At 59.0% G+C, this 19,414-nt stretch carries 15 protein-coding genes and 1 pseudogene; 11 read left to right on the top strand and 5 right to left on the bottom strand.

The annotated features are described in order from the left end of the window. Positions 1–18: 18 nt before the first annotated feature. From ACQ66J_RS10640 to ACQ66J_RS10625, 4 genes are read left to right on the top strand one after another with little or no spacing between them, the layout of a single operon-like run. Positions 19–1,227 carry a DUF547 domain-containing protein gene (locus ACQ66J_RS10640; RefSeq protein WP_430431611.1) on the top strand — a complete coding sequence of 403 codons (1,209 nt, stop codon included), beginning with the start codon at positions 19–21 and terminating at the stop codon, positions 1,225–1,227. A gap of 40 nt (positions 1,228–1,267) precedes the next feature. Beyond that, positions 1,268–1,990, top strand: coding sequence for an ABC transporter ATP-binding protein (locus ACQ66J_RS10635; RefSeq protein ID WP_430431610.1), 723 nt, complete (start codon positions 1,268–1,270; stop codon positions 1,988–1,990). Then, positions 1,990–3,249 carry an ABC transporter permease gene (locus ACQ66J_RS10630; RefSeq protein WP_375550164.1) on the top strand — a complete coding sequence of 420 codons (1,260 nt, stop codon included), beginning with the start codon at positions 1,990–1,992 and terminating at the stop codon, positions 3,247–3,249. Before ACQ66J_RS10635 ends, ACQ66J_RS10630 begins: the two co-directional genes overlap by 1 nt. Positions 3,250–3,262: 13 nt before the next feature. After that, positions 3,263–4,156 (top strand): LysR family transcriptional regulator, encoded by an 894-nt coding sequence (locus ACQ66J_RS10625; RefSeq protein ID WP_430431609.1) that lies wholly within the window; start codon positions 3,263–3,265, stop codon positions 4,154–4,156. A 389-nt stretch (positions 4,157–4,545) separates the two neighbouring features. Here the strand turns inward: ACQ66J_RS10625 and ACQ66J_RS10620 are convergent, their stop codons facing one another. The 3 genes from ACQ66J_RS10620 to ACQ66J_RS10610 all read right to left on the bottom strand — a co-directional run bounded on the left by ACQ66J_RS10620 (position 4,546) and on the right by ACQ66J_RS10610 (position 6,924). After that, complete coding sequence (locus ACQ66J_RS10620; protein ID WP_430431608.1) at positions 4,546–5,013, bottom strand: Dps family protein; 468 nt, start codon at positions 5,011–5,013, stop codon at positions 4,546–4,548. 95 nt (positions 5,014–5,108) lie between these two features. Next, complete coding sequence (locus tag ACQ66J_RS10615) at positions 5,109–6,347, bottom strand: pyridoxal phosphate-dependent aminotransferase (protein ID WP_430431607.1); 1,239 nt, start codon at positions 6,345–6,347, stop codon at positions 5,109–5,111. Positions 6,348–6,384: 37 nt separating this feature from the next. Further along, positions 6,385–6,924: a prephenate dehydratase domain-containing protein gene (locus ACQ66J_RS10610; RefSeq protein ID WP_430431606.1), complete on the bottom strand. Its 540-nt coding sequence runs from the start codon at positions 6,922–6,924 to the stop codon at positions 6,385–6,387. Between the two features lie 192 nt (positions 6,925–7,116). On the opposite strand from ACQ66J_RS10610, the gene ACQ66J_RS10605 reads away from it, so the two are divergent. The 4 genes from ACQ66J_RS10605 (at position 7,117) to ACQ66J_RS10590 (ending at position 11,819) form a co-directional block, all read left to right on the top strand. Further along, positions 7,117–7,284 carry a hypothetical protein gene (locus ACQ66J_RS10605; protein WP_430431605.1) on the top strand — a complete coding sequence of 56 codons (168 nt, stop codon included), beginning with the start codon at positions 7,117–7,119 and terminating at the stop codon, positions 7,282–7,284. A gap of 88 nt (positions 7,285–7,372) precedes the next feature. Continuing rightward, entirely contained in the window at positions 7,373–8,314 is a 942-nt protein-coding gene (locus tag ACQ66J_RS10600) for a hypothetical protein (protein WP_430431604.1), read from the top strand. Positions 8,315–8,397: 83 nt separating this feature from the next. Next, positions 8,398–10,740 carry a methyl-accepting chemotaxis protein gene (locus ACQ66J_RS10595; protein ID WP_430431603.1) on the top strand — a complete coding sequence of 781 codons (2,343 nt, stop codon included), beginning with the start codon at positions 8,398–8,400 and terminating at the stop codon, positions 10,738–10,740. A 59-nt stretch (positions 10,741–10,799) separates the two neighbouring features. After that, complete coding sequence (locus tag ACQ66J_RS10590) at positions 10,800–11,819, top strand: threonine aldolase family protein (RefSeq protein ID WP_430431602.1); 1,020 nt, start codon at positions 10,800–10,802, stop codon at positions 11,817–11,819. A 71-nt stretch (positions 11,820–11,890) separates the two neighbouring features. On the opposite strand, the gene ACQ66J_RS10585 is transcribed toward ACQ66J_RS10590, so the two are convergent. Together ACQ66J_RS10585 and ACQ66J_RS10580 are read right to left on the bottom strand one after the other, a co-directional pair. Continuing rightward, positions 11,891–12,178, bottom strand: coding sequence for a hypothetical protein (locus ACQ66J_RS10585; RefSeq protein ID WP_430431601.1), 288 nt, complete (start codon positions 12,176–12,178; stop codon positions 11,891–11,893). A 91-nt stretch (positions 12,179–12,269) separates the two neighbouring features. Beyond that, the gene (locus ACQ66J_RS10580) at positions 12,270–12,779 is read right to left on the bottom strand and encodes a response regulator (protein WP_375549803.1); all 510 of its coding nucleotides are present in this window, start codon (positions 12,777–12,779) and stop codon (positions 12,270–12,272) included. Positions 12,780–12,955: 176 nt separating this feature from the next. Here ACQ66J_RS10580 and uvrB point away from each other — a divergent pair, with 176 nt between their 5' ends. The 3 genes and pseudogenes from uvrB to ACQ66J_RS10565 all read left to right on the top strand — a co-directional run. After that, the gene (gene uvrB / locus ACQ66J_RS10575; protein WP_430432249.1) at positions 12,956–15,091 is read left to right on the top strand and encodes an excinuclease ABC subunit UvrB; all 2,136 of its coding nucleotides are present in this window, start codon (positions 12,956–12,958) and stop codon (positions 15,089–15,091) included. A gap of 125 nt (positions 15,092–15,216) precedes the next feature. Next, complete coding sequence (locus tag ACQ66J_RS10570; protein ID WP_430431600.1) at positions 15,217–17,628, top strand: hypothetical protein; 2,412 nt, start codon at positions 15,217–15,219, stop codon at positions 17,626–17,628. Positions 17,629–19,050: 1,422 nt separating this feature from the next. After that, a pseudogene (locus ACQ66J_RS10565) lies at positions 19,051–19,287 on the top strand (hypothetical protein); the annotation flags it as partial. Positions 19,288–19,414: the final 127 nt, after the last annotated feature.

Here is a 19,414-nt window from a genome sequence, read left to right as displayed (position 1 = left end):
CACAAGGGGCGTGAGATCATGAGCAAAACGTGGACACATATGATTGCTGCAATCATGGCTTGGTCTCTGAGCAGTGCAGCCGTGGCGAGCGCCCAAAATCAGCCCCCCTCATTTGACGTTTTCGCGCCTTATACCGCCGATAGCGAAACCATGATCGATTACCAGGTCTGGAGCGAAATGCTCGAAGCCATCACCTTTGATGTGGGCATGAGTGACCGGTACGTTCCGAAGGGCCGGATTATTGAAACAGGCAGCCGCATTACCGGGCAAAGCACCTCTCGTTATCGCACTGAGGGCAATCGAGTCATTTTTCACTTGCTCGAAGACTTTCATAAAGAAGCGATCAGTTCATACCGCCAGGATCTGGAAGTCCTGCCGGACAGCATGCCGCTTTCAAATCTGGGGCGGAACGAACAACTCGCCTACTGGATTAACTTGCATAACGTCATCGTCATTGACGAAATCGCCAAGCGCTATCCGTTGCGCAATGTAGACAGAATTCGACTTGAAGACGGCGGCTCTTTGCACGAAGGCCATGTCACCACCATTCAGGGCGTCCCGCTCAGCCTGAATGATATCCGGTTAAATATCGTAGCGCGACATTGGGATAATCCCGTTGTCCTGTACGGGTTCTTCTCAGGTGGGGTGAGCAGCCCCAGCCTTCAGGCCCGCGCCTATACCGGCACGAATGTGATGCGTTTGCTGAACCGGAACGCCGAGGAATATGTGAACGCGCTGCGAGGGGTGGAAAACACCGCGCCGCCTTTGCGCGTATCGCCGATGTATTTTGAAGCGCAACACATGTTTCCGAACTGGCCTCAGGACCTGATCGCGCATCTGGACCGCTTTGCTGATGACGATGTGGCTGAACTTCTCGAGGGTTCAAATCGGGTTGTCAGAAGCCAGTATGATTGGAATGTTGCTGACCTGACCAATGGGGCCGGCCCATGCGGCGGCGGGGTTCGCAGAAATATTGAACAAGTCGCTGGCGTATCCAGCGGTTCAGAAGGCTCGGCGTCCTCCCTCGCAGGATGCAATCCCATCCCGCCAACGACGCGTAATTTTATCGTCGATGTTCAACAACGCCGCTTGCGCCTGCTGCGTAGCGGGCAATTGGGACGCGTCATCGTGACGGATATCGCGACAGAGGATTCAGATCACTCTCGCAGCGGCGGCGCTCAGGGACAACTTGTGGACAGGGACGACAACCCACCCGAAGGACGCTAAGGATAAAGCCCCAGTCGTTCGTAGACTTCCGCAGGGTAAAATGTCCTCTCCCCCTAAAACGCAGACTGTCCTGTCGATCCAGAATCTGACTTTCGGATACACAGCCAATTCAACGGTCTTAAGCATCCATGGGTTTGACGTTCAGGCGGGGGAGCGGATTTTCCTGCGCGGCGCCAGCGGGTCAGGCAAGTCCACCCTTCTGGGGCTGATCTCAGGCATTCTGGCGCCGCGATCTGGCGATCTGGAAATCCTGGGTCAGGCGATGCAAACCCTCTCCCCTGCGGAGCGCGACGCGTTCCGGGCGGCGCATCTGGGCGTGATCTTTCAGATGTTCAACCTGCTGCCCTATCTGCCGGTAGGCGAGAACGTCATGCTGCCCTGCCGGTTCTCATCCGAACGGGCGCGCCAGGCCGAAGCTGCAGGCGGCGAACAGGCCGAAGCGCGCCGTCTGCTGGAACGGCTGGGCCTTGACGCCAAAGCAGTCTGGTCCCAACGCGCCGCCAATCTTAGCGTCGGCCAACAACAACGCGTCGCCGCCGCCCGCGCCCTGATCGGCAAGCCGGGGCTGATCCTGGCGGATGAACCCACCTCGGCGCTGGATGCCGACAGCCGGGACGCCTTCATCGCCTTGCTCAAGGAAGAATGCACCGCCTCGGGCGCCGCCTTGGTGTTCGTCAGTCATGATGGCGGCCTCGCGTCCCAGTTTGATCGCGCGCTTGATCTGAGCGAAATCAACACCGCTGGCGCGAAGGAGCCTGCATGATGGCGCGTCTGCCTGTCCTGAACCTCGCCTTGCGCTCCATCGCCAACCGCCGCGCCACCGCCATCCTGACAGTCCTGACCGTCGCCATTTCGGTGATGCTGTTTCTGGGCGTGGAAAAAGTGCGTCATGGCGCGCGCGAGAGCTTTGAGAACACCATTTCCGGGGTGGACCTGATCGTCGGCGCACGCTCCAGCCCGGTGAACTTGTTGCTGTATTCAGTGTTTCACATCGGCGACGCCACCAACAACATCACCTGGGAGAGCTATGAGACGGTGGCGGGCGCGCCAGGCGTGGCCTGGACCGTGCCGATCAGCCTGGGCGATTCCCATCGCGGTCATCGGGTGATCGGGACGAATCCGACCTTGTTTGAGCACTACCAGTATGGCCGCGGACGCCATCTGGAGTTTGCCAGCGGTCGCTCTTTCGACAGCCTGTTTGAAGCCGTGATCGGCGCCGCCGTCGCGCGGGAGCTGGGGTATCAGACAGGTGAAGACATCATCGTCGCGCATGGCATGGGCGATGTCGGCTTTATCGAACATGACAGCAATCCGTTTACCGTCGTGGGCGTTCTGGCGCCCACCGGCACGCCGCTGGACCAGTCCGTCATGGTCACCCTTGAAGCGATCGAAGCCATCCATCTGGGCGGCGCAACCGGATCTGGCGCGACACTCCCCGCTGATGAATTGCGCGCCATGGACCTGACGCCGGACCAGCTGACCGCGTTTTTCGTGGGGCTCGACAGTCCGGTGGCGGCGCTCAGGCTGCAGCGCGCCATCAACACCTATCCCGAAGAACCGCTGCAGGCCGTGATCCCCGGTGTGGCGCTGGCGCAGCTGTGGAGCATTGTGGGTGTGGCCGAACGCACCCTCGCCGCCGTCGCCGCCTTTGTGGTGCTGACGGGCCTGGTGTCGATCCTGACCGCCATTCTGACCAGCCTGAACGAGCGACGGCGCGAAATGGCGATCCTGCGCGCCCTGGGCGCACGGCCCGGCCATGTCTTCGTCCTGCTGGTGGCGGAAGCCGCCATTGTCGCCCTCGCCGGCGCTGTTCTGGGCGCCCTGGCGACCTATGGCGCGCTGAACGTGCTCTCCCCAGTTCTGGAAGCGCGGTTCGGCATCGTTTTGCCGGGGCTGACGCCGGGCCTTTACGATTTGGCCATTGTCGGCGCTGTTACTGGGGCTGCAGCCCTGCTGGGCCTGTTTCCGGCCTGGCGCGCCTATCGCAATTCGCTCGCTGACGGCATGACGATCAAACTGTAAAGGCGCTCCCCTCATGGATTGGGACAAGCTCAAAACCTTCCACGCAGCCGCCGAAGTGGGATCGCTGACCGGAGCGGCGGAAGCGCTGGCGCTGTCGCAATCCGCTGTCAGTCGCCAGATTTCAGCGCTTGAAGGCGAGCTGGGGGTGAAACTGTTTCATCGCCATACGCGCGGCTTGCTTCTGACCGAGCCGGGGCGCGTTCTGTTTGAAGCCAGCAAGGATGTGGCGGGCAAGATCGCGCTCGCCGAAGCCAATGTGCTCGACTGCCGCGATGAGCCCAGCGGCTTGCTGCGGGTCACCGCGCCCACCGCCATGGGCGCCACCTGGCTGGCGCCGCGACTGGCGCGCTTTAATGCGCTCTACCCGCATATCCGGGTCCGCTTGCTGCTGGTCGACCATGAACTCGACATCGCCAATCTTGAAGCCGATGTGGCGCTGCGCCCCTGGGCGGCGACCCAGAATGATCTGATCCAGCGCAAGCTGATGGTGGTGGACCAGCATCTCTACGCGTCCGAAGCCTATCTGCAGCGCAAGGGCAAGGTGGAGAGTTTTGACGATCTCGACCGCCATGACTTTGTCGGCTACGGCCCGCGAAATCTGGCGCCGATCCCCAATCTCAACTGGCATCTGGATCTGGGCCGGGAGCCGGGCGACAAGCCGCGCGAGGCGCTGGCCGAAGCGAGCACGATTCACGGCATGATGCGGCTGGCCGAAGCCGGGCTGGGCCTGGTGGGCCTGCCCGATTATGTGGCCCGCGAAAACGACAAGCTCAAACGCCAGTTTGACACCATCGAGGGGCCGCCCTTCGAAGTGTATCTGATCTTCCCTGAGGAATTGCGCGCGTCTCGCCGGGTGAAAGCCTTCCGTGATTTCATCATGGAAGAGGTCAAACTCTGGCGCGAATAGCCGATTTGACCCGTTTTGAGCCGGTTTCGGTCCAATTGCGACACGATTGCGGCGGGGAGCTGACACAATTGTTGCAGCCCCGCAAAAACGCATAACGGCTATGGCGAACGGTCTGTTGTCTCACATGCGGGAGGGGGGCATATATCCCCCCGACAGCAGGTGCTCATCTGCTTTCCCCTTTGAGCGCATACCGTCTCCTCCCCGATAGGGTATGCAAAACTGAGCCGGTCACCGCAGACGCGGGGCCGGCTCTTTTCTTATTATATAAGGCTTAGTCAGCCGCCATGGACGTCATGGACGTGCGCACCCTCCCCCTCGAGCGCACGTACAGAAAACCCCGCCAGCGTCTTCGCTGGCGGGGTTTTTCATGCCCGGCAAAGCTCGAAGGCCTAGCCCAGCGTCGCGCGCAGCATCCAGGCCGTTTTCTCGTGCAAAGTGATGCGCGGGGCGATCAAGTCCGACGTCGCCTCATCGCTATGCTCTTCAGCCAGCTTCAATGCATCGCGCGCTGTACGCACCACTTGCTCATGGCCCGCCACCAGATTGGCGACCATGGTGTTGGCGTCCGGCGTGGAGCTGTCATGCTTGATCTTGGCGGACGCGCCCATCTCTTCGTATGAAATCGGCGCCAGGACGCCCAGCGCCCGGATGCGTTCGGCGATCTCGTCGGTGGCCGTCCACAGCTCGGTATACTGCTCTTCAAACATGGTGTGCAGGTCGTGGAAGCGCGGCCCGGTGACGTTCCAGTGATAGGCGTGCGTCTTGAAATAGAGCGCATACGTGTCCGCCAGGAGCGCCGTGACCGCCGTGGCCATGGTTTCGCGTTGCTCTTTGCTCAGGCCCATATTGATGTCCATTGCCGCCTCCTTTGCGGTGAAATCCATAACGACAATGTGGGGATGAACGCCCCCGAACGCCAACTGAGATTTTGACGGAAACCTATAGAGTTTCTCTATCCCTCAGCGGCGGCCTGACAGAAACGGACAATACGCTTGCCCGCTTCTTCCAACGCAGCGTCATCGGTGGCGTAAGACAGGCGGAAGCCCGCAGACGCGCCGAACGCCGTGCCCGGCACCACCGCCACGCCCTCTTCGGTCAGCAAGGCGTCGCACACATCCAGATCGGATTTCAGGAATTTGCCGCCTTGAGAGGTCTTGCCGATCAGACCGCCGCAATCCGCGAAAATGTAGAACGCCCCTTCCGGCGTGGGCGCGATCAGACCCGGCGCATCCTTCAGCTTGTCGAGCATGGAATCCCGGCGCGCCTTGAACGCGGCGTTGCGCGGCTTGAGGAAGCCGTGATCGCCATTGAGCGCCGCGACCGACGCCCACTGGCTGATCGAGCAGGGATTGGAGGTGGTCTGGCTCATCACCTTGGCCATGGCCTTGATCAGCTTTTCAGGCCCGGCGGCGTAGCCGATCCGCCAGCCCGTCATGGCGTAGGCCTTGGACACGCCGTTCATAGTCAGCGTGCGGTCATAAAGATTGGGCGCCACCTGAGCGAGGGTGGCGAACTCAAACCCGTCATACACGATGTGCTCATACATATCGTCGGTCAGGATGAGCACCTGGGGATGACGCTCCAGAACCGCAGCGAGAGCTTTGAGATCGTCGGCTGTATAGGCGACGCCGGTGGGGTTGGAGGGCGAATTCAGGATCACCCAGCGCGTGCGGGGCGTGATCGCCGCCTCCAGCGCTTCGGGCGTCAGCTTGAAGCCGTCTTCCACCCCGGCCGAGGCGAACACCGGCTCCGCGCCGCACAACAACGCCATTTCCGGATAACTGACCCAATAGGGCGCGGGGATCACCACCTCGTCGCCCGGGTTCAGCGTCGCCAGGAAGGCGTTATAGATGACCGGCTTGCCGCCCGGCGACACATTCACCTGGGCTGGCGTATAATCAAGACCGTTATCGCGCTTGAACTTGGCGCAGATCGCTTCTTTCAGCTCCGGCAAGCCGTCCACATTGGTGTATTTGGTCTGGCCGGACCGGATGGCGTTGATCGCGGCTTCCTTGATATGGTCCGGTGTGTCGAAATCGGGCTCGCCCGCGCCCAGACCGATGACATCCTTGCCGTCCGCCTTGAGCTGGCGCGCCTTCTGGCTGACCGCAATGGTGGCCGACGGCTTGACGCGGGACAGCGCCTCAGAGGCGCGCAGCAAATCCTGCGCGGCGGATGCAGACTCGGTCATGGACATACTCCTCAAGAACAAATTTCGCTGCAGCGCATCAATCAGGCGTACGCTGCAACAAAACAAAGCGGGTCACCAGCCGCGCCGGCGCCTCAATGGCGCGCTCGGCCACCCTCAACCCATAGGCCCGGGCCAGGCCCGACGGACCCACAGCGCCCCATCCGGGCTCGGACTCAGCGCTGATCGCCGTCAGGCCGGCAGTATTTGAAGCAAACGCGCGCGTGCGCAAGCGCTTGTTGTCGATATAGGGCGCCAGCTGAGCCAGCGCTTTTTCATGACCGACCAGCCCGATCAGCGGGGTCTCGTCCACAATGCGGCGATACAGATCAAAGCGGATCTCGATGGCGTGCTCGGCCAGCACCTGCGCCCAGCCTTCTTCTACCGCCGCGACCGTTTCAGCGATCGGCCCGGCGGCGCTGTCGATCGCAGCGACCGCATACCGCGCGGCGCCGCCGCGCAGGGCGTCCAGCACCGATTCAAGCGTGTCATGAGGATCCAGCAGGCTGGTTTGCGGGACCAGCTGCTCGGCCGCCTGATGGGTGAAACTGCCCTCTGGCCCCAAAAACGCGGTCAACATGGCGACATACTCCCGTGATCCATCGCCAGCCTAGCCCCCCGGTCATCGCGCACAACCGCTCCGCCCACAAATCAACACATTTGACCTCGCCTTCGCCCGATTTCAGCCCCGGAGCCGCCTCGGGACAGGCTGAGGCTGATTCATGTTCGGTTCACACGCCGCACACTAGGCAGGTCAGGGGAGGGCGAGACGATGAAGCAGAACACATCCAGCATGGGCCTTTTGGGCCTCAGCCTCGCGGCCCTGTGCCTGGTCGCCGCCGCCTGGACGCTGTATGCGGGCTCGGCCAGCGGCGCAGACTCCCTGTTTATCGCCCATGAGGCGCCACGAACGACAGTGCTCGGCGCCCTCAGAGACTGATACGAGATTGAAACCCCGGCGCAATGGCCTCATCTGTTGCGCTGTGAGTCTCTCCGCTTCCCCGCTCCCCGCCCTCAGCCCTGACCGGTTGCGCGACGCGATCCGGCGCAGCCTGCCGCTCGGGCTGGCGATCAGTGTGCACTTGGCCATGCTGGCGCTGCTGATCCGCACCCCTCCGGCGGAGCTGTTTCGGATCACGAACGTCATCGAAGGACTGGATGTGCGCTTTTACACAGTCAGCGCCCCGGACGCCGAAAGCGACGCCCGACTGGTCGAACCGCCCTTGGCGGACATTGAAACCGACCCGGCGACAGCTGAGCCGGCGCCGGTGAACGAGATCGCCGCCGCTGAGCCCGTCACCTCTGAAGACCCCGGCGCGGACGCCCCTGTGGACGAGGCTCTGTCGCCTGACGAACCCGTACCCGGCCCGGCGGCAGAGACAACCGACCCAGCCGTCACGGCCGACGCGCCTGCGCCCGGCGCCCGTTCGCGCGCCTCTGGCGCGGGCCAGACGGTCTCGCCCGCCCTAGCGTCCGCAAATGGTCCTGTCGCCACAACCCAGATCACTCCGTCGCCGCCGCGCGCCGCCGCCCGGCTCCCCAGTTTCGCCGATATTCTGGCGCGGGCTGAAACCCGTCTGAACCCTGCCGATTTTCAAATCGCCCTGTCCCTGAACGGCGTGGCGGGCACTGTACGAGAGAGCTTTTGTCTGTCCTCATCCCAAGCCAATCTTGAAGCGGGGGAGTGTCCGGACGGTCCTAATCCGCGATCCGCCGAGCTGGCGCGCTTCGGGCTTCAGGCCCTGAGCGAGGCGTCGCCGGAGTTCATCGAAGACATGGATCGCATGGCGTTCCAGTTGCGTCAGCTGGGGGCGAACCCCTCTCAAGTGGAGCGGATCATGCTGGCGCTCAGCGAAGCGCGTCATGAAGCGATCGCAACTCCCGGCGTGACCCGCGCCATGCAGCGCGATCAGGACGCCCGAACGGACAATCTGGGCAATCCGGTTTCTGATCCATACGCGCCTGACTGACCGCATGCGCGTTCCACGCGAGTGGTTAATCGCTAAGCAACCCAAGAAGGCGACGCTCTGCGCGCGCTCTGGGAGATCTTGCGATGTTGTCCAACTTGTCTGTGACTGTGCGGATGGTCCTGTCCGCCTTATTGCCAACACTGGCGCTTCTTTTCTTTGCTGGCAGTATGGTCCTTGGCCAATGGGCCATCTCCGAGGACATGAAGAAGGTTGAAAAAAAGACGCAATTCAGTCGCGAGATAAGTCTTTTAGTTCATCAACTTCAGCGCGAGCGCGGTCGTTCCGCCGGATTTGTCGGCAGCCAGGGCGGCGACACATACCGACGCTTGTTGGACAATCAGCGCGCCGAAACCGACAGCGCCCTCAATCAATACCGGACATCGCGAATCAGAGCCGGCGTCATGCTCGACCACCCCAAACTCAATCATCTGCTTGAACAGGTGGATGAACACCTGGCGGAGCTGAGCCCCCATCGCATGCAAATTGACGACTTGTCGCTGACGACGGGTCAAACAGTCGGACACTATACCCAAACCATCACATTGATGCTGGAGACCGTGGCGGAGCTGTCTCACTTAACAAGTTCGGCGGATCTGGCGGGACAATTGATCGGCCTGCTCAATCTGATGTCCGCCAAAGAGAAAGCCGGCATCGAACGCGCTGTCGGCTCCAATGTATACGCCTCACGTTCCCTATCTCAGGCGCGTCACCAAAGCGCGATCAATCTGATGGCGCAACAGTCCGCCTATTTCGTCGAGTTTCGTGAATTGATGGGATCAGATTGGACGCAAAGGCTCGATACCCTTCTCGCGCAACCCGAGGCTGTGGCCGTTGAGGCGGCGCGTGAGAACCTTATCGCTGCGGGCTATGGCGCGCCGCTGGCGGATATGTCCGGCACCGACTGGTTTGAACTGACCAGTGCGCGCATAGAACTCTTGATGTCGCTGGAAACCGACCTTTCCCAAGCCATCATTCGCAACGCCTTTGACTTGCGGGCAAGCGCCCAATCGAGCGCCCTTCAAATGCTGGCGCTGACTGTCATCATCGCAGTGATTACGCTGCTGGCGACCACTGCTCTCATGTGGTCCGTGGTCCGCCCTCTAGGGGTGATCACCACCTGCCTTAATAAATTGGCGGACGGCGATACGGACGTGGAGATCACTGGCGCGGACCGTGGCGATGAGATCGGCGTTCTGGCGCGAACCGCGGAATCTTTCCGTACGGCGACGCATGAGCGAGAGAAAGCGGTCCAGGAGCGGGCAGGCATGGAACAGGCGGCCATGAGAGAGCGCCGCAAGGTCCTTAGCGAGATGGCGATCCACGTGGAAGCGGCGACACTGGAATCAGTCGGGTCCGTCGCCGACGCCGCTCAATCACTCAAATCCAACAGCGACACGATCCGCGGCACGCTGGAATCGGCCGGTCACAGGGCGGATCAGGTCACCCAGGCGACTGAGCAAAACGTCAAGCATACCGGCCGCGCCGCAGAACTGGCGTCTGAACTTTCGGCGGCCATTGGCGAAGTCACCCAGCAAATCACACGCGGCGACGCCCTGGCGCGCAACGCCATGGGCGAAGCGAACCGCTCGCGGCAAAGCGTGGAAGAGCTCAATGAAGCTGCGCAACAGATCAGCGACTTCATCGGGATCATCACCGATATCGCCGAGCAGACCAATCTTCTGGCTTTGAACGCCACCATCGAAGCCGCGCGGGCCGGAGACGCCGGCAAGGGCTTCGCGGTGGTCGCAAGCGAGGTGAAGGCGCTGGCCGCCCAGACCAACCAGTCCACCACCCAGATCGCAGAGCGCGTCTCCCAGATTCAGAACCGCACCCAATCGACAGTGGAGGCGATGAACGCCATCAGCCAGTCCATCGAAAATATTGGCGAGGTGACAGCGTCCGTCGCCGCCGCGATGGAAGAGCAATCCGCGTCCACAGGGTCGCTCTCAAGCTTTGTGGACCAGAACCGCGAAGCGCTGACGCGCGTGAGCAATGATATCAGTGAACTGGTCGAGATGACCACGCGCTCCGCCAAGGATGCGGAAGGCATGGCGGGCCTGGTGCAAACCATGGCCACGACAGCGAATGAAGCCAGCACGGCGATTCCCAAGATTGTTCAGCAAGCCGTCGCTGCGGCGGATAGCCGTGGTGAAACGCGTCAGCCCTCCGACCACAACGCTGTACTGCTTGTGGGCGACCAGCGGCGCAGCGCCGACCTGATCGACGTCACGAAACGTGGATTACGGGTCAGCTGCAACGGGCTGAAGGAAAGCCAGAGCATCAAGCTGGCCAGCCCCTCGCTGGACAACCAAGCGACCGTGATCTGGGTGCAAGATGACGAAGCGGGCCTGCAATTTGCCGAGCCGCTGACGGACACCGCCCTGAAAACAATTATCGCCGCCGGCGCTACTCCAGCTGCAGCCTGATCCTGGCTCGCCCCCTTGCGGCATTGACCGCAAGGGGGAAATACCGCTTGCATGCGGCCATGAACTTCCTGTCCGACACCACCGCCCCCGCCCACCCCGCTTTGCTGGATGCGCTCGCTCGCGCCAATGAAGGCTTCGCCCCCAGCTATGGCGCCGACCCGGTCAGCCAGGCCGTAAAGCAGCAGCTTTGCGAGCTGTTTGAAACGGACCTTGAGGTGGTCTTCACGGTCTCCGGGACAGCATCCAATGCACTGGCGCTGTCTGTTCTGTGTCCGCCCGACGCCATGGTGTTGTGCCATGACGAGGCGCATATCCATCGCGATGAACGCGGCGCGCCGGAATTCTTCACTCGCGGCGCCAAGCTGCTGCCGCTGGCGGGCGAGCACGCCAAAATCCATCCTGACGCGCTGGCCGACACATTAAGGCAATGGCCCAGTGATTTCGTCCACGCCACGCCGCCCGCCGTGCTCAGCCTCTCCCAGCTCAATGAGTCAGGCTGCGCCTATACGCTGGACGAGTTGGACGTTTTGATCGGCCAGGCGAAAGCGCGCGATCTGTTGGTGCATATGGATGGCGCGCGCTTTACCAACGCGTTGGTCTCCCTGAGCTGCACGCCCGCCGAGATGACCTGGAAGCGCGGCGTGGACGCGCTCAGCCTGGGCGCCACAAAGAACGGCGTGATGGCCAGCGAGGCGATCATCCTGTTCCCTTCGGTCAAGGACCGCCTGCCCCAGCTGCTCGCCAATCAGAAACGCGCCGGGCTGATGCTGCCCAAGATGCGGTATGTCTCCGCCCAGATGGGCGCCTGGCTGAACAAGGGGCTCTGGCTGGATCTGGCGCAACAGGCCAACGCCGCGGCGAAGCGTCTGTCCGACGGGCTGTCGGCTGTGGACGGCGCCGAGCTGGTGCATCCCACGAACGGCAATGAAGTCTTTATTCGCCTTGAGGACGGGCTTGCGGCTCGCCTGCGCGAGGCGGGCGCAGGGTTCTACAGCTGGCCGGACGGCTCGGCCCGCTTCGTGACGAGCTGGTGTACGACAGATGCCGACATCAGCGCCTTGCTGGACGCCGCGCGCTGAAGTGCGATCCAGCGCGCGCGTCTGTTATGCCTACAGGCGCGGCGCAGAGCGCCGCGCCTGACAGACCAGTGTTACAGTCCGAACTCCCAGCATTCATGCAAGGACCAGAAACCACCCGGCGGACGGCAAATCACATAGTCGCACTGAAGGTCGCCCGTAACGGGCTCGAGGCCTGAATACGCTTCGCAATACTCGGGCAGCTGGCCGGGGATCAGGCGCGTCAGCTCAGCCGAGCTCAACCGCTTGGACATGTCCACGGTCTGCTCGGCCTGTGCAGGCTGAAGCTGGGTTTTATCCTTGAGATCCGCGTCCGGCGAGCTGAAGGCCAGCGCCATGGAGACAGTGATTAGCGTAAGCATGTCGGTCACTCCCTGTTCAATCAACAGGAGAACCGTGGCACGTATTACGGGAAAAACAATCCCCTGAACGCGAATTTTTCAACCTGGATGGCTAGCCCTTGCCCTCTTCCTTGTCGCCATGGCGGCGGAACGGACCGGCATAACGCGGGTCCTGACGGCGGCGGCGATCCGGACCGAAATAGCCCGGCGTCTTCACAAAGCGCCGCGGCTTTTCAATTAGCGTCACAAGGCGATTATATAGGTCCACCGGACGGACCGGCTTGGCGAGATATTCGTTCACGCCCGCATTGATCGCTTCAAAGACTTTCGAGCGGTCGGTGTGGCCCGACACCATTACGATCGGCAGATATTTGTTGGGGCTGTCGGATGCGGTGCGGATCAGCCGGGTGAATTCCAGCCCGTCCACATCGCCGAGCATGTAATCGACCAGCGCCAGATCCGGATTGGCGTTGCGCATCAGCTCGAACGCGTCCGCCGCATCGCGGGTTTCGATCACCGAGCGCACCCCGAAGCCCTGCAAAATCGTGCGCAAGATCGAGGACATGTGGGCGTTATCCTCAACGATAAGCACCCGGATTCGTTCAAAACTGCCTTGAGACATGGCGCTTTAGCGACCCTGCTGATTGATGTCCGTGACCCGCACATTGCCTCACAAACGGTTAAACAAGACTTGCAGCTCCGCGCCCCCTGTTCAAGCCGTTGCAGCGCCCCCATATTGCGCTCATGCCCAAGCTGACCCGTGATGATAGCGCCCTCGCCCCGCAAGGCGTCGAGGACATGGCCCAGGCCGATTTCGTTCTGGACAAACCCGTGTCCGGATCCATCAAGGATCCGCTGAGCCTGCCTGCGAACTGGACCCCGCACCGCCCCGACCGCCCGGACAAATCCGAAGGCGGCCAGAAATTCCAGATGGTCTCCGACTACGAACCCGCCGGCGACCAGCCCCATGCGATCGCGGAGCTGGTGGAGGGGGTCAATCAGTCGGAGAAGGACCAGGTTCTCCTCGGAGTCACCGGCTCCGGCAAGACGTTCACCATGGCGAAAGTGATTGAAAACGTTCAGCGTCCCGCTTTGATTCTGGCGCCGAACAAAACCCTGGCCGCCCAGTTATACGGCGAGTTCAAGGCGTATTTTCCCCATAATGCGGTGGAGTATTTCGTCTCCTACTACGACTACTACCAGCCTGAAGCCTATGTGCCGCGCACCGACACCTTCATCGAGAAGGAATCCACCATCAACGAGGCCATCGACCGGATGCGCCACGCCGCCACCCGCGCGATCCTGGAGCGCGACGACGTCATCATCGTCGCCTCGGTGTCCTGCATTTACGGCATCGGCTCGGTGGAGACCTATACCGCCATGGTATTCGATCTGGAGGTGGGGGCGGAGAAAGATCCCCGCCAGGTCATGCGCGACCTCGTCTCGCTGCAATACACCCGCAACGACGCCGCCTTCCAGCGCGGGACGTTTCGTCTGCGCGGCGACGTGCTGGAGATCTTCCCCGCCCACTATGACGCCCGCGCCTGGCGCATCAGCTTTTTCGGCGACGAGATTGAGTCCATCACCGAGTTCGACGCCCTCACCGGCCATCCGATCAGCACGCTCGACAAGGTCCGCGTCTACGCGAACTCCCACTATGTCACCCCGCGCCCGACGCTGAACCAGGCCATTGTCAGCATCAAGACCGAGCTCCAAGAGCGCCTGGAATGGATGGAGGCCAATGGCAAGCTGCTGGAGGCCCAGCGCCTGCAACAGCGCACCGAGTTCGACCTTGAAATGCTCGAGGCCACCGGTTCGTGCATGGGGATCGAGAACTATTCGCGCTATCTCACCGGCCGCAAGCCCGGCGAGCCGCCCCCCACCATGTTTGAATACATGCCCGATAACGCGCTGGTCTTCATCGACGAAAGCCATGTCACGGTGCCCCAGCTCGGCGCCATGTATAAGGGCGACTTCAGCCGCAAGCGCACCCTGGCCGAGCACGGCTTCCGCCTGCCCTCATGCCTCGATAACCGCCCCCTCAAATTTGAGGAATGGGAGGCCATGCGCCCGCAAACCCTGCACGTCAGCGCGACGCCGGGCAAATGGGAATTAAACCAGACCGGCGGCGTCTTCACCGAGCAAGTCATCCGCCCCACCGGCCTGATCGACCCGCCCGTCGAAATCCGCCCGGTGCAGACCGAGACCTCCAGCCAGGTCGACGACATCATCGAGGAGGCCCGCAAAGCCGCCGAAAAGGGCTTTCGCACCCTCATCACCACCCTCACCAAGAAAATGGCCGAGGACCTCACCGAATACATGCATGAGCAGGGGCTGAAGGTCCGCTACATGCATTCCGATATCGACACGGTGGAGCGGATCGAGCTGATCCGCGATCTGCGCCTCGGCGAATACGACGTCCTCGTCGGCATCAACCTCTTGCGCGAGGGTCTGGATATCCCCGAATGCGGCCTCGTCGGCATTCTCGATGCGGACAAGGAAGGCTTCCTGCGCTCTGAAACCAGCCTTGTGCAAACCATTGGTCGCGCCGCAAGGAACGCCGACGCCAAAGTGATCCTCTATGCCGACCGCATCACCGGCTCCATGGAGCGGGCGATGGAGGAGACCGAGCGCCGCCGCGAAAAACAGATCGCCCACAATCTCGAACACGGCATCACCCCGCGCACCGTGGTCCGCGGCGTCAGCGACATTCTGCAAGGCGTGATGGAGCAAACCGCCAAAGGCCGCGGCAAATCCCGCGACAAGAAACGCGAGCGCGCAGTGGCGGAGGATCAGGCCCGCTTCGAGCCCAACAATCTCAAGGCCACGATCGCGCATCTGGAGAAGCGCATGCGTGTGGCGGCGGCCGATCTGGAGTTTGAGGAAGCGGCGAGGCTGAGGGATGAGATCAAGAAGCTAGAGGGGGCTTCTTGATAGCGCTTACGTGAGTTGATTCCGGCAAACATACCTCCCTACAGTTGCAAGCTCACTTTAGGGTAAATAACTTTCTTATTGATGAGATAGCTTAGAGATTCGAGAAGTAGGCACGGAGCATTTAAATGACTTCAACGTCCAGCCAACCAGATTTAGATACGCAAACTGAAATAATTTTAAGTGAGATTTCTAGCGCCAAGAATCAAAACTTCAATGAAGCGCAAACACGATTCAAAATCATAGATAGAGTAGTTTTCGAATTTCTTGGCTGGGATCGAGATGATGTAAATGTAGAAATCAGAACGCGAGAAGATGGCTCAGATAAGTTTATCGATTACACCATATCAACTGCTCAACACATTATAGCGATTGAAGCAAAACGAATTGGTGCTGACTTTTCAAACGCACCAACGTCACGGAGAATTCAATTAAAGGGCGAATGGCTCAACAGCGCTCTAGGTCAGGCCATCAGACAAGCACGCGATGGAGCTAGGTCAAAGGGTGCTGGCTTTGCTGGAGTAACAAATGGCCAAGTGTGGGTGTTTTTTCCCGTTAATCGTCGTGATGGAATAGCATTTGAGGATAGTTCAGCAATTGTATTCTCAAGTGCCGAATCCGCATTGAGAAATAGCAGACAAGAATTTCTTTCTCTTTTTTCACGCTCAAGTGTGATTTCCGGATCTCTTGACGATTCATTACTTGGAGGCATAGAAAATCAAAAAGATACTCGACGTATAAATCAAATTTACCCTACTCACTTCTCCAAACCATCTAGGACTAGCCTCTATAAACACATTGAACCAGCAATGGTTACAGCCTTCGCCGAAGATTTACTTACTACGAACCCTGAGGTGATTGAACATGCTTATGTTCAAACCCCGGATCGCATACGTTTCGACGAACGAATTGGCATGACTATTAGGAAAAGAGACCAAGTTCTTAAAACACGGCCAATGCGCCCCCTCTCAAACAAAGGCCTAAGAGAAGCCAAGCAAAAAATTGAGTCAATAGCAATAATATCGAAACCCACCGCAACCGTGACTCTAGGCTTAGTGGGTGCCGGAAAAACCACATTCATACACCATTTAAGAAATGTTTCTTGCTCTGAAGTTTTTGACAGGTCCAACTCAGGATTCGCCATTTGGATTTATTGTGACTTTAGGGATTTTTCTCCATTTTCTTCTCCGCGTGATTTTCTGTATAAATTAATACATGAATTCATTTTGCATGATGAAGAGTTGGGAGATTTTGAAGCATATATCAAACCTGCGTACGAAGCGGAAATAGAAGGTCTTAAACGAGGCCCCCTATCACTTCTCACTGATGAGAGCGTTCAAACTACAGCAATCTACAACCATATTCAAAAAGACTTTAAGGACATAGAGCCATATGTCGATAAAGTCTTAAGCTTCATTTCTAACAATCACCCAATTTACCTGGTCGTCGACAACGTTGACCAAATTGATAGTGATGACGTTCAAGGGTCTATTTTCAGCGAGGCTATATCACTCGCTCGAAATATTAATGCCCACTTACTCTTAGCAATGAGAGATCAAACTTTTGTAAAAAATAGATTCTTACCTATATTTGATGCATTTGATTATGATGCTTTTTATATCGACTCACCACCAGTCGAAGCAGTTTTGTCATCAAGATTCAAAATTGCTGAAAAGCTGTTACACGCTCAAAAAGTTGAGGATTTTGACAGAAGAGGAAAGAAAATAATTATAGACAATGCTGCTGACATTGTCTCAGTGTTGAAAACAAGTATTTTGGGTACAAATGTTGGGCGCTTCATCTCCATTGCGTCCACCGGAGACATCCGCCTTTCATTGCGTATGACGAGGCAATTTCTTCAGTTTGGATATTCATCATCGATCGAAAAGTATTTTCGTCTTAGATATGACGATCCCAGATCCGCCTCTAGCTTTCGCTTAGCGGAACACGAGGCTATTCGTGCAATCATGCTTGGAAATAGCTCTGTATATTCAGATAATCACTCTGAATTTATGAATATTTTCGATGCAAAGTTTCATAGATCAGAAATCCAGTTTTTGAGACTAGTGTGCCTCAATGCTATTGTAAACCTAGCAAGTGATCAAAAATTTGAAGGCGTAGAGGCGCGGGAAATAATTGAAGATTTAGAAAAAATTGGCATTAGCCAAAAATTTAGCCTCAAAGTACTTCAAGACCTTGTACGAGGCAGGTTAATATTTACTAACTCACATCAGGCCGTTACTATTGATGCAATAATTTCTCCTACGCGTTTAGGCGGATACACCATGAGGGAACTAGTGACTCTATTCGTGTATCTGGAAAATATGCTGTATGATACATTTATATCAAATAGCGACAGCTGGTCTAAAATTAAAACTCTTTTCTCTGATATTTACAAAGAGAAAGATCCAACGAAACGGCTTAAGATGCGTAAAGAAGCCGTTCGCGAGTTTTTTGATTATTGCGAATCTGAAATTGATCCGATTATTGCTGCATCGCAGTCCGATTATTGCTGCATCGCAGAAAGCAGGCCTAGGTAGTCATTGGCTTAAAAATCCAATAACACGAGCTAGAGTTGATTTCGAAAAAGAAATAAACCGCGTAATGAGGGCTGCCGACAGGCAAAAAAACAATGAGAGCTGATTATCTACAACACTAAAAATATTGCCTGATTTTTATTTGGCCCTTTGCAATCAGCGAGGTGCGCTTTATAGCTCCCTGTATCCCGGCTCAACTCTTAGATGACAGCTGGGCAGGCTAGGGATTAAACGGCAGCATCTTATTTGGCAGCCTTTCCGGTACGGGCAAATTCCGAGCCTTCAAGTGCTCCAGAATTTTCGCCTCGTGATGAGGCGCCCATCCATCGTGATTGCCGACCTCGCACCAATCACAGACCCGCATGTCATAGGCCTCTAGCCTATGCCCTTCATACTTATGAGGTCCGTATTGGTACTGCTCCCCACATACAGGGCAAACTTCCATATGCTTGTACGATGACAGTCCCATATTGCTTCTCCTTCTAGAAAGCGTTGAGCCTTATTTATGCTTCAGGCCCTTCCGGCGGGGCCTGCACCTGACCATCAGAAATCCTCTCAGATGATGTCAGTTGGGCCAGGGTAACTGCGCCCGTGGAGGGGGTGGCTACGATCTCTATTCAATCACCACCCTCTCATGTCATCCCGGACGCGCAGCGCGCCGGGATCTACCGGAAATGCTCTGTTCTGATCGCTGAGACGCTTGCGTTAGATCCCGGCTCAAGGCCGGGATGACGAGTGGGGAGCAATCCCCACTTCTCTTCCCCGGCGAAGACCGGGTTCCAGAGCCGGTTACGCAGCGCTTCATAATCTCTGGATCCCGGCCTGCGCCGGGAAAGAGGGGGTGTGTAAGGCCGGGATGACGATTGGGGGTATGGGGGTGATTGCCCCCAACCTCTCGGCCTTCGGACTTGACCCGGAGGCCCATGCGGCGGCTCGGCTGGGTCTGGGTCCCCGGGTCAAGCCCGACGACCGAGGGGAGAAGCTCTTCTTCTCTTCCCCGGCGAAGGCCGGGGCCCAGAGCCGGTTACGCGGCGCTTCATGATCTCTGGATCCCGGCCTTCGCCGGGACAGAGGGGGTGTATATGGCTTGCGGGTGGGCCTGAGCGGGCGACGCGCGTCCCTCTCCCCTTTCCTGAGGGGAGAGGACAGGTGAGGGGTGAGCGGCGGGGCAGGCTTGAACCGCAGCGCGGTTGAAACGCACCCTCTCACCCGGCCTCTCCCCCTTGGTCAAGGGGGAGAGGGGACGCACCGCCCTTCCAAAACTGAATTCCCGGACGCGCGGAGCGTGAGCCGGGACCTCCATCAGGATAAAGCGCCAGACGCGGAGAGAGGCCCCGGCGCGGTCGCAGTATCTGGGCCAGGGATTCACTCCCTCTTCTCTTCCCCGGCGAAGGCCGGGGCCCAGAGCCGGAGTCGCAGCGCTTGATGATCTCTGGGTCCCGGACGGAGTTTACCCTCAACTTGATTGGGGGCCGGGAAAGAGGTTGTTTAAAGCGGAAAACGCCACCCCTATCCCCCACCCCGCCCTCACCCCCTATCCTTGCGGGCATGAGCGCTGAGAGTCCTGACATCACAGATCCGAGGATCGCCCGGGCCAGGGCGATGCGGGAGGCGGGGGCGGAGACCGCCGAGATCGCGCGCGCCTGCAGCGTGGGGGTGAGCACGATTTATCGCTGGGCCGAGGCGTATGGCTTTCGCGTCTGTGATCTGGAGGCAGCGGCCTGGGCCGCGTCGGGGCGGGGTGACGCGCCCGCCCCTCCTGAAGTCCCGGACGCGCGCAGCGCGAGCC

Origin of the sequence: Oceanicaulis sp., assembly GCF_965284345.1 — a bacterium.
Taxonomy (GTDB): Bacteria; Pseudomonadota; Alphaproteobacteria; order Caulobacterales; family Maricaulaceae; genus Oceanicaulis; species Oceanicaulis alexandrii_A.
This window is presented reverse-complemented; position numbering and strand designations above follow the sequence as displayed.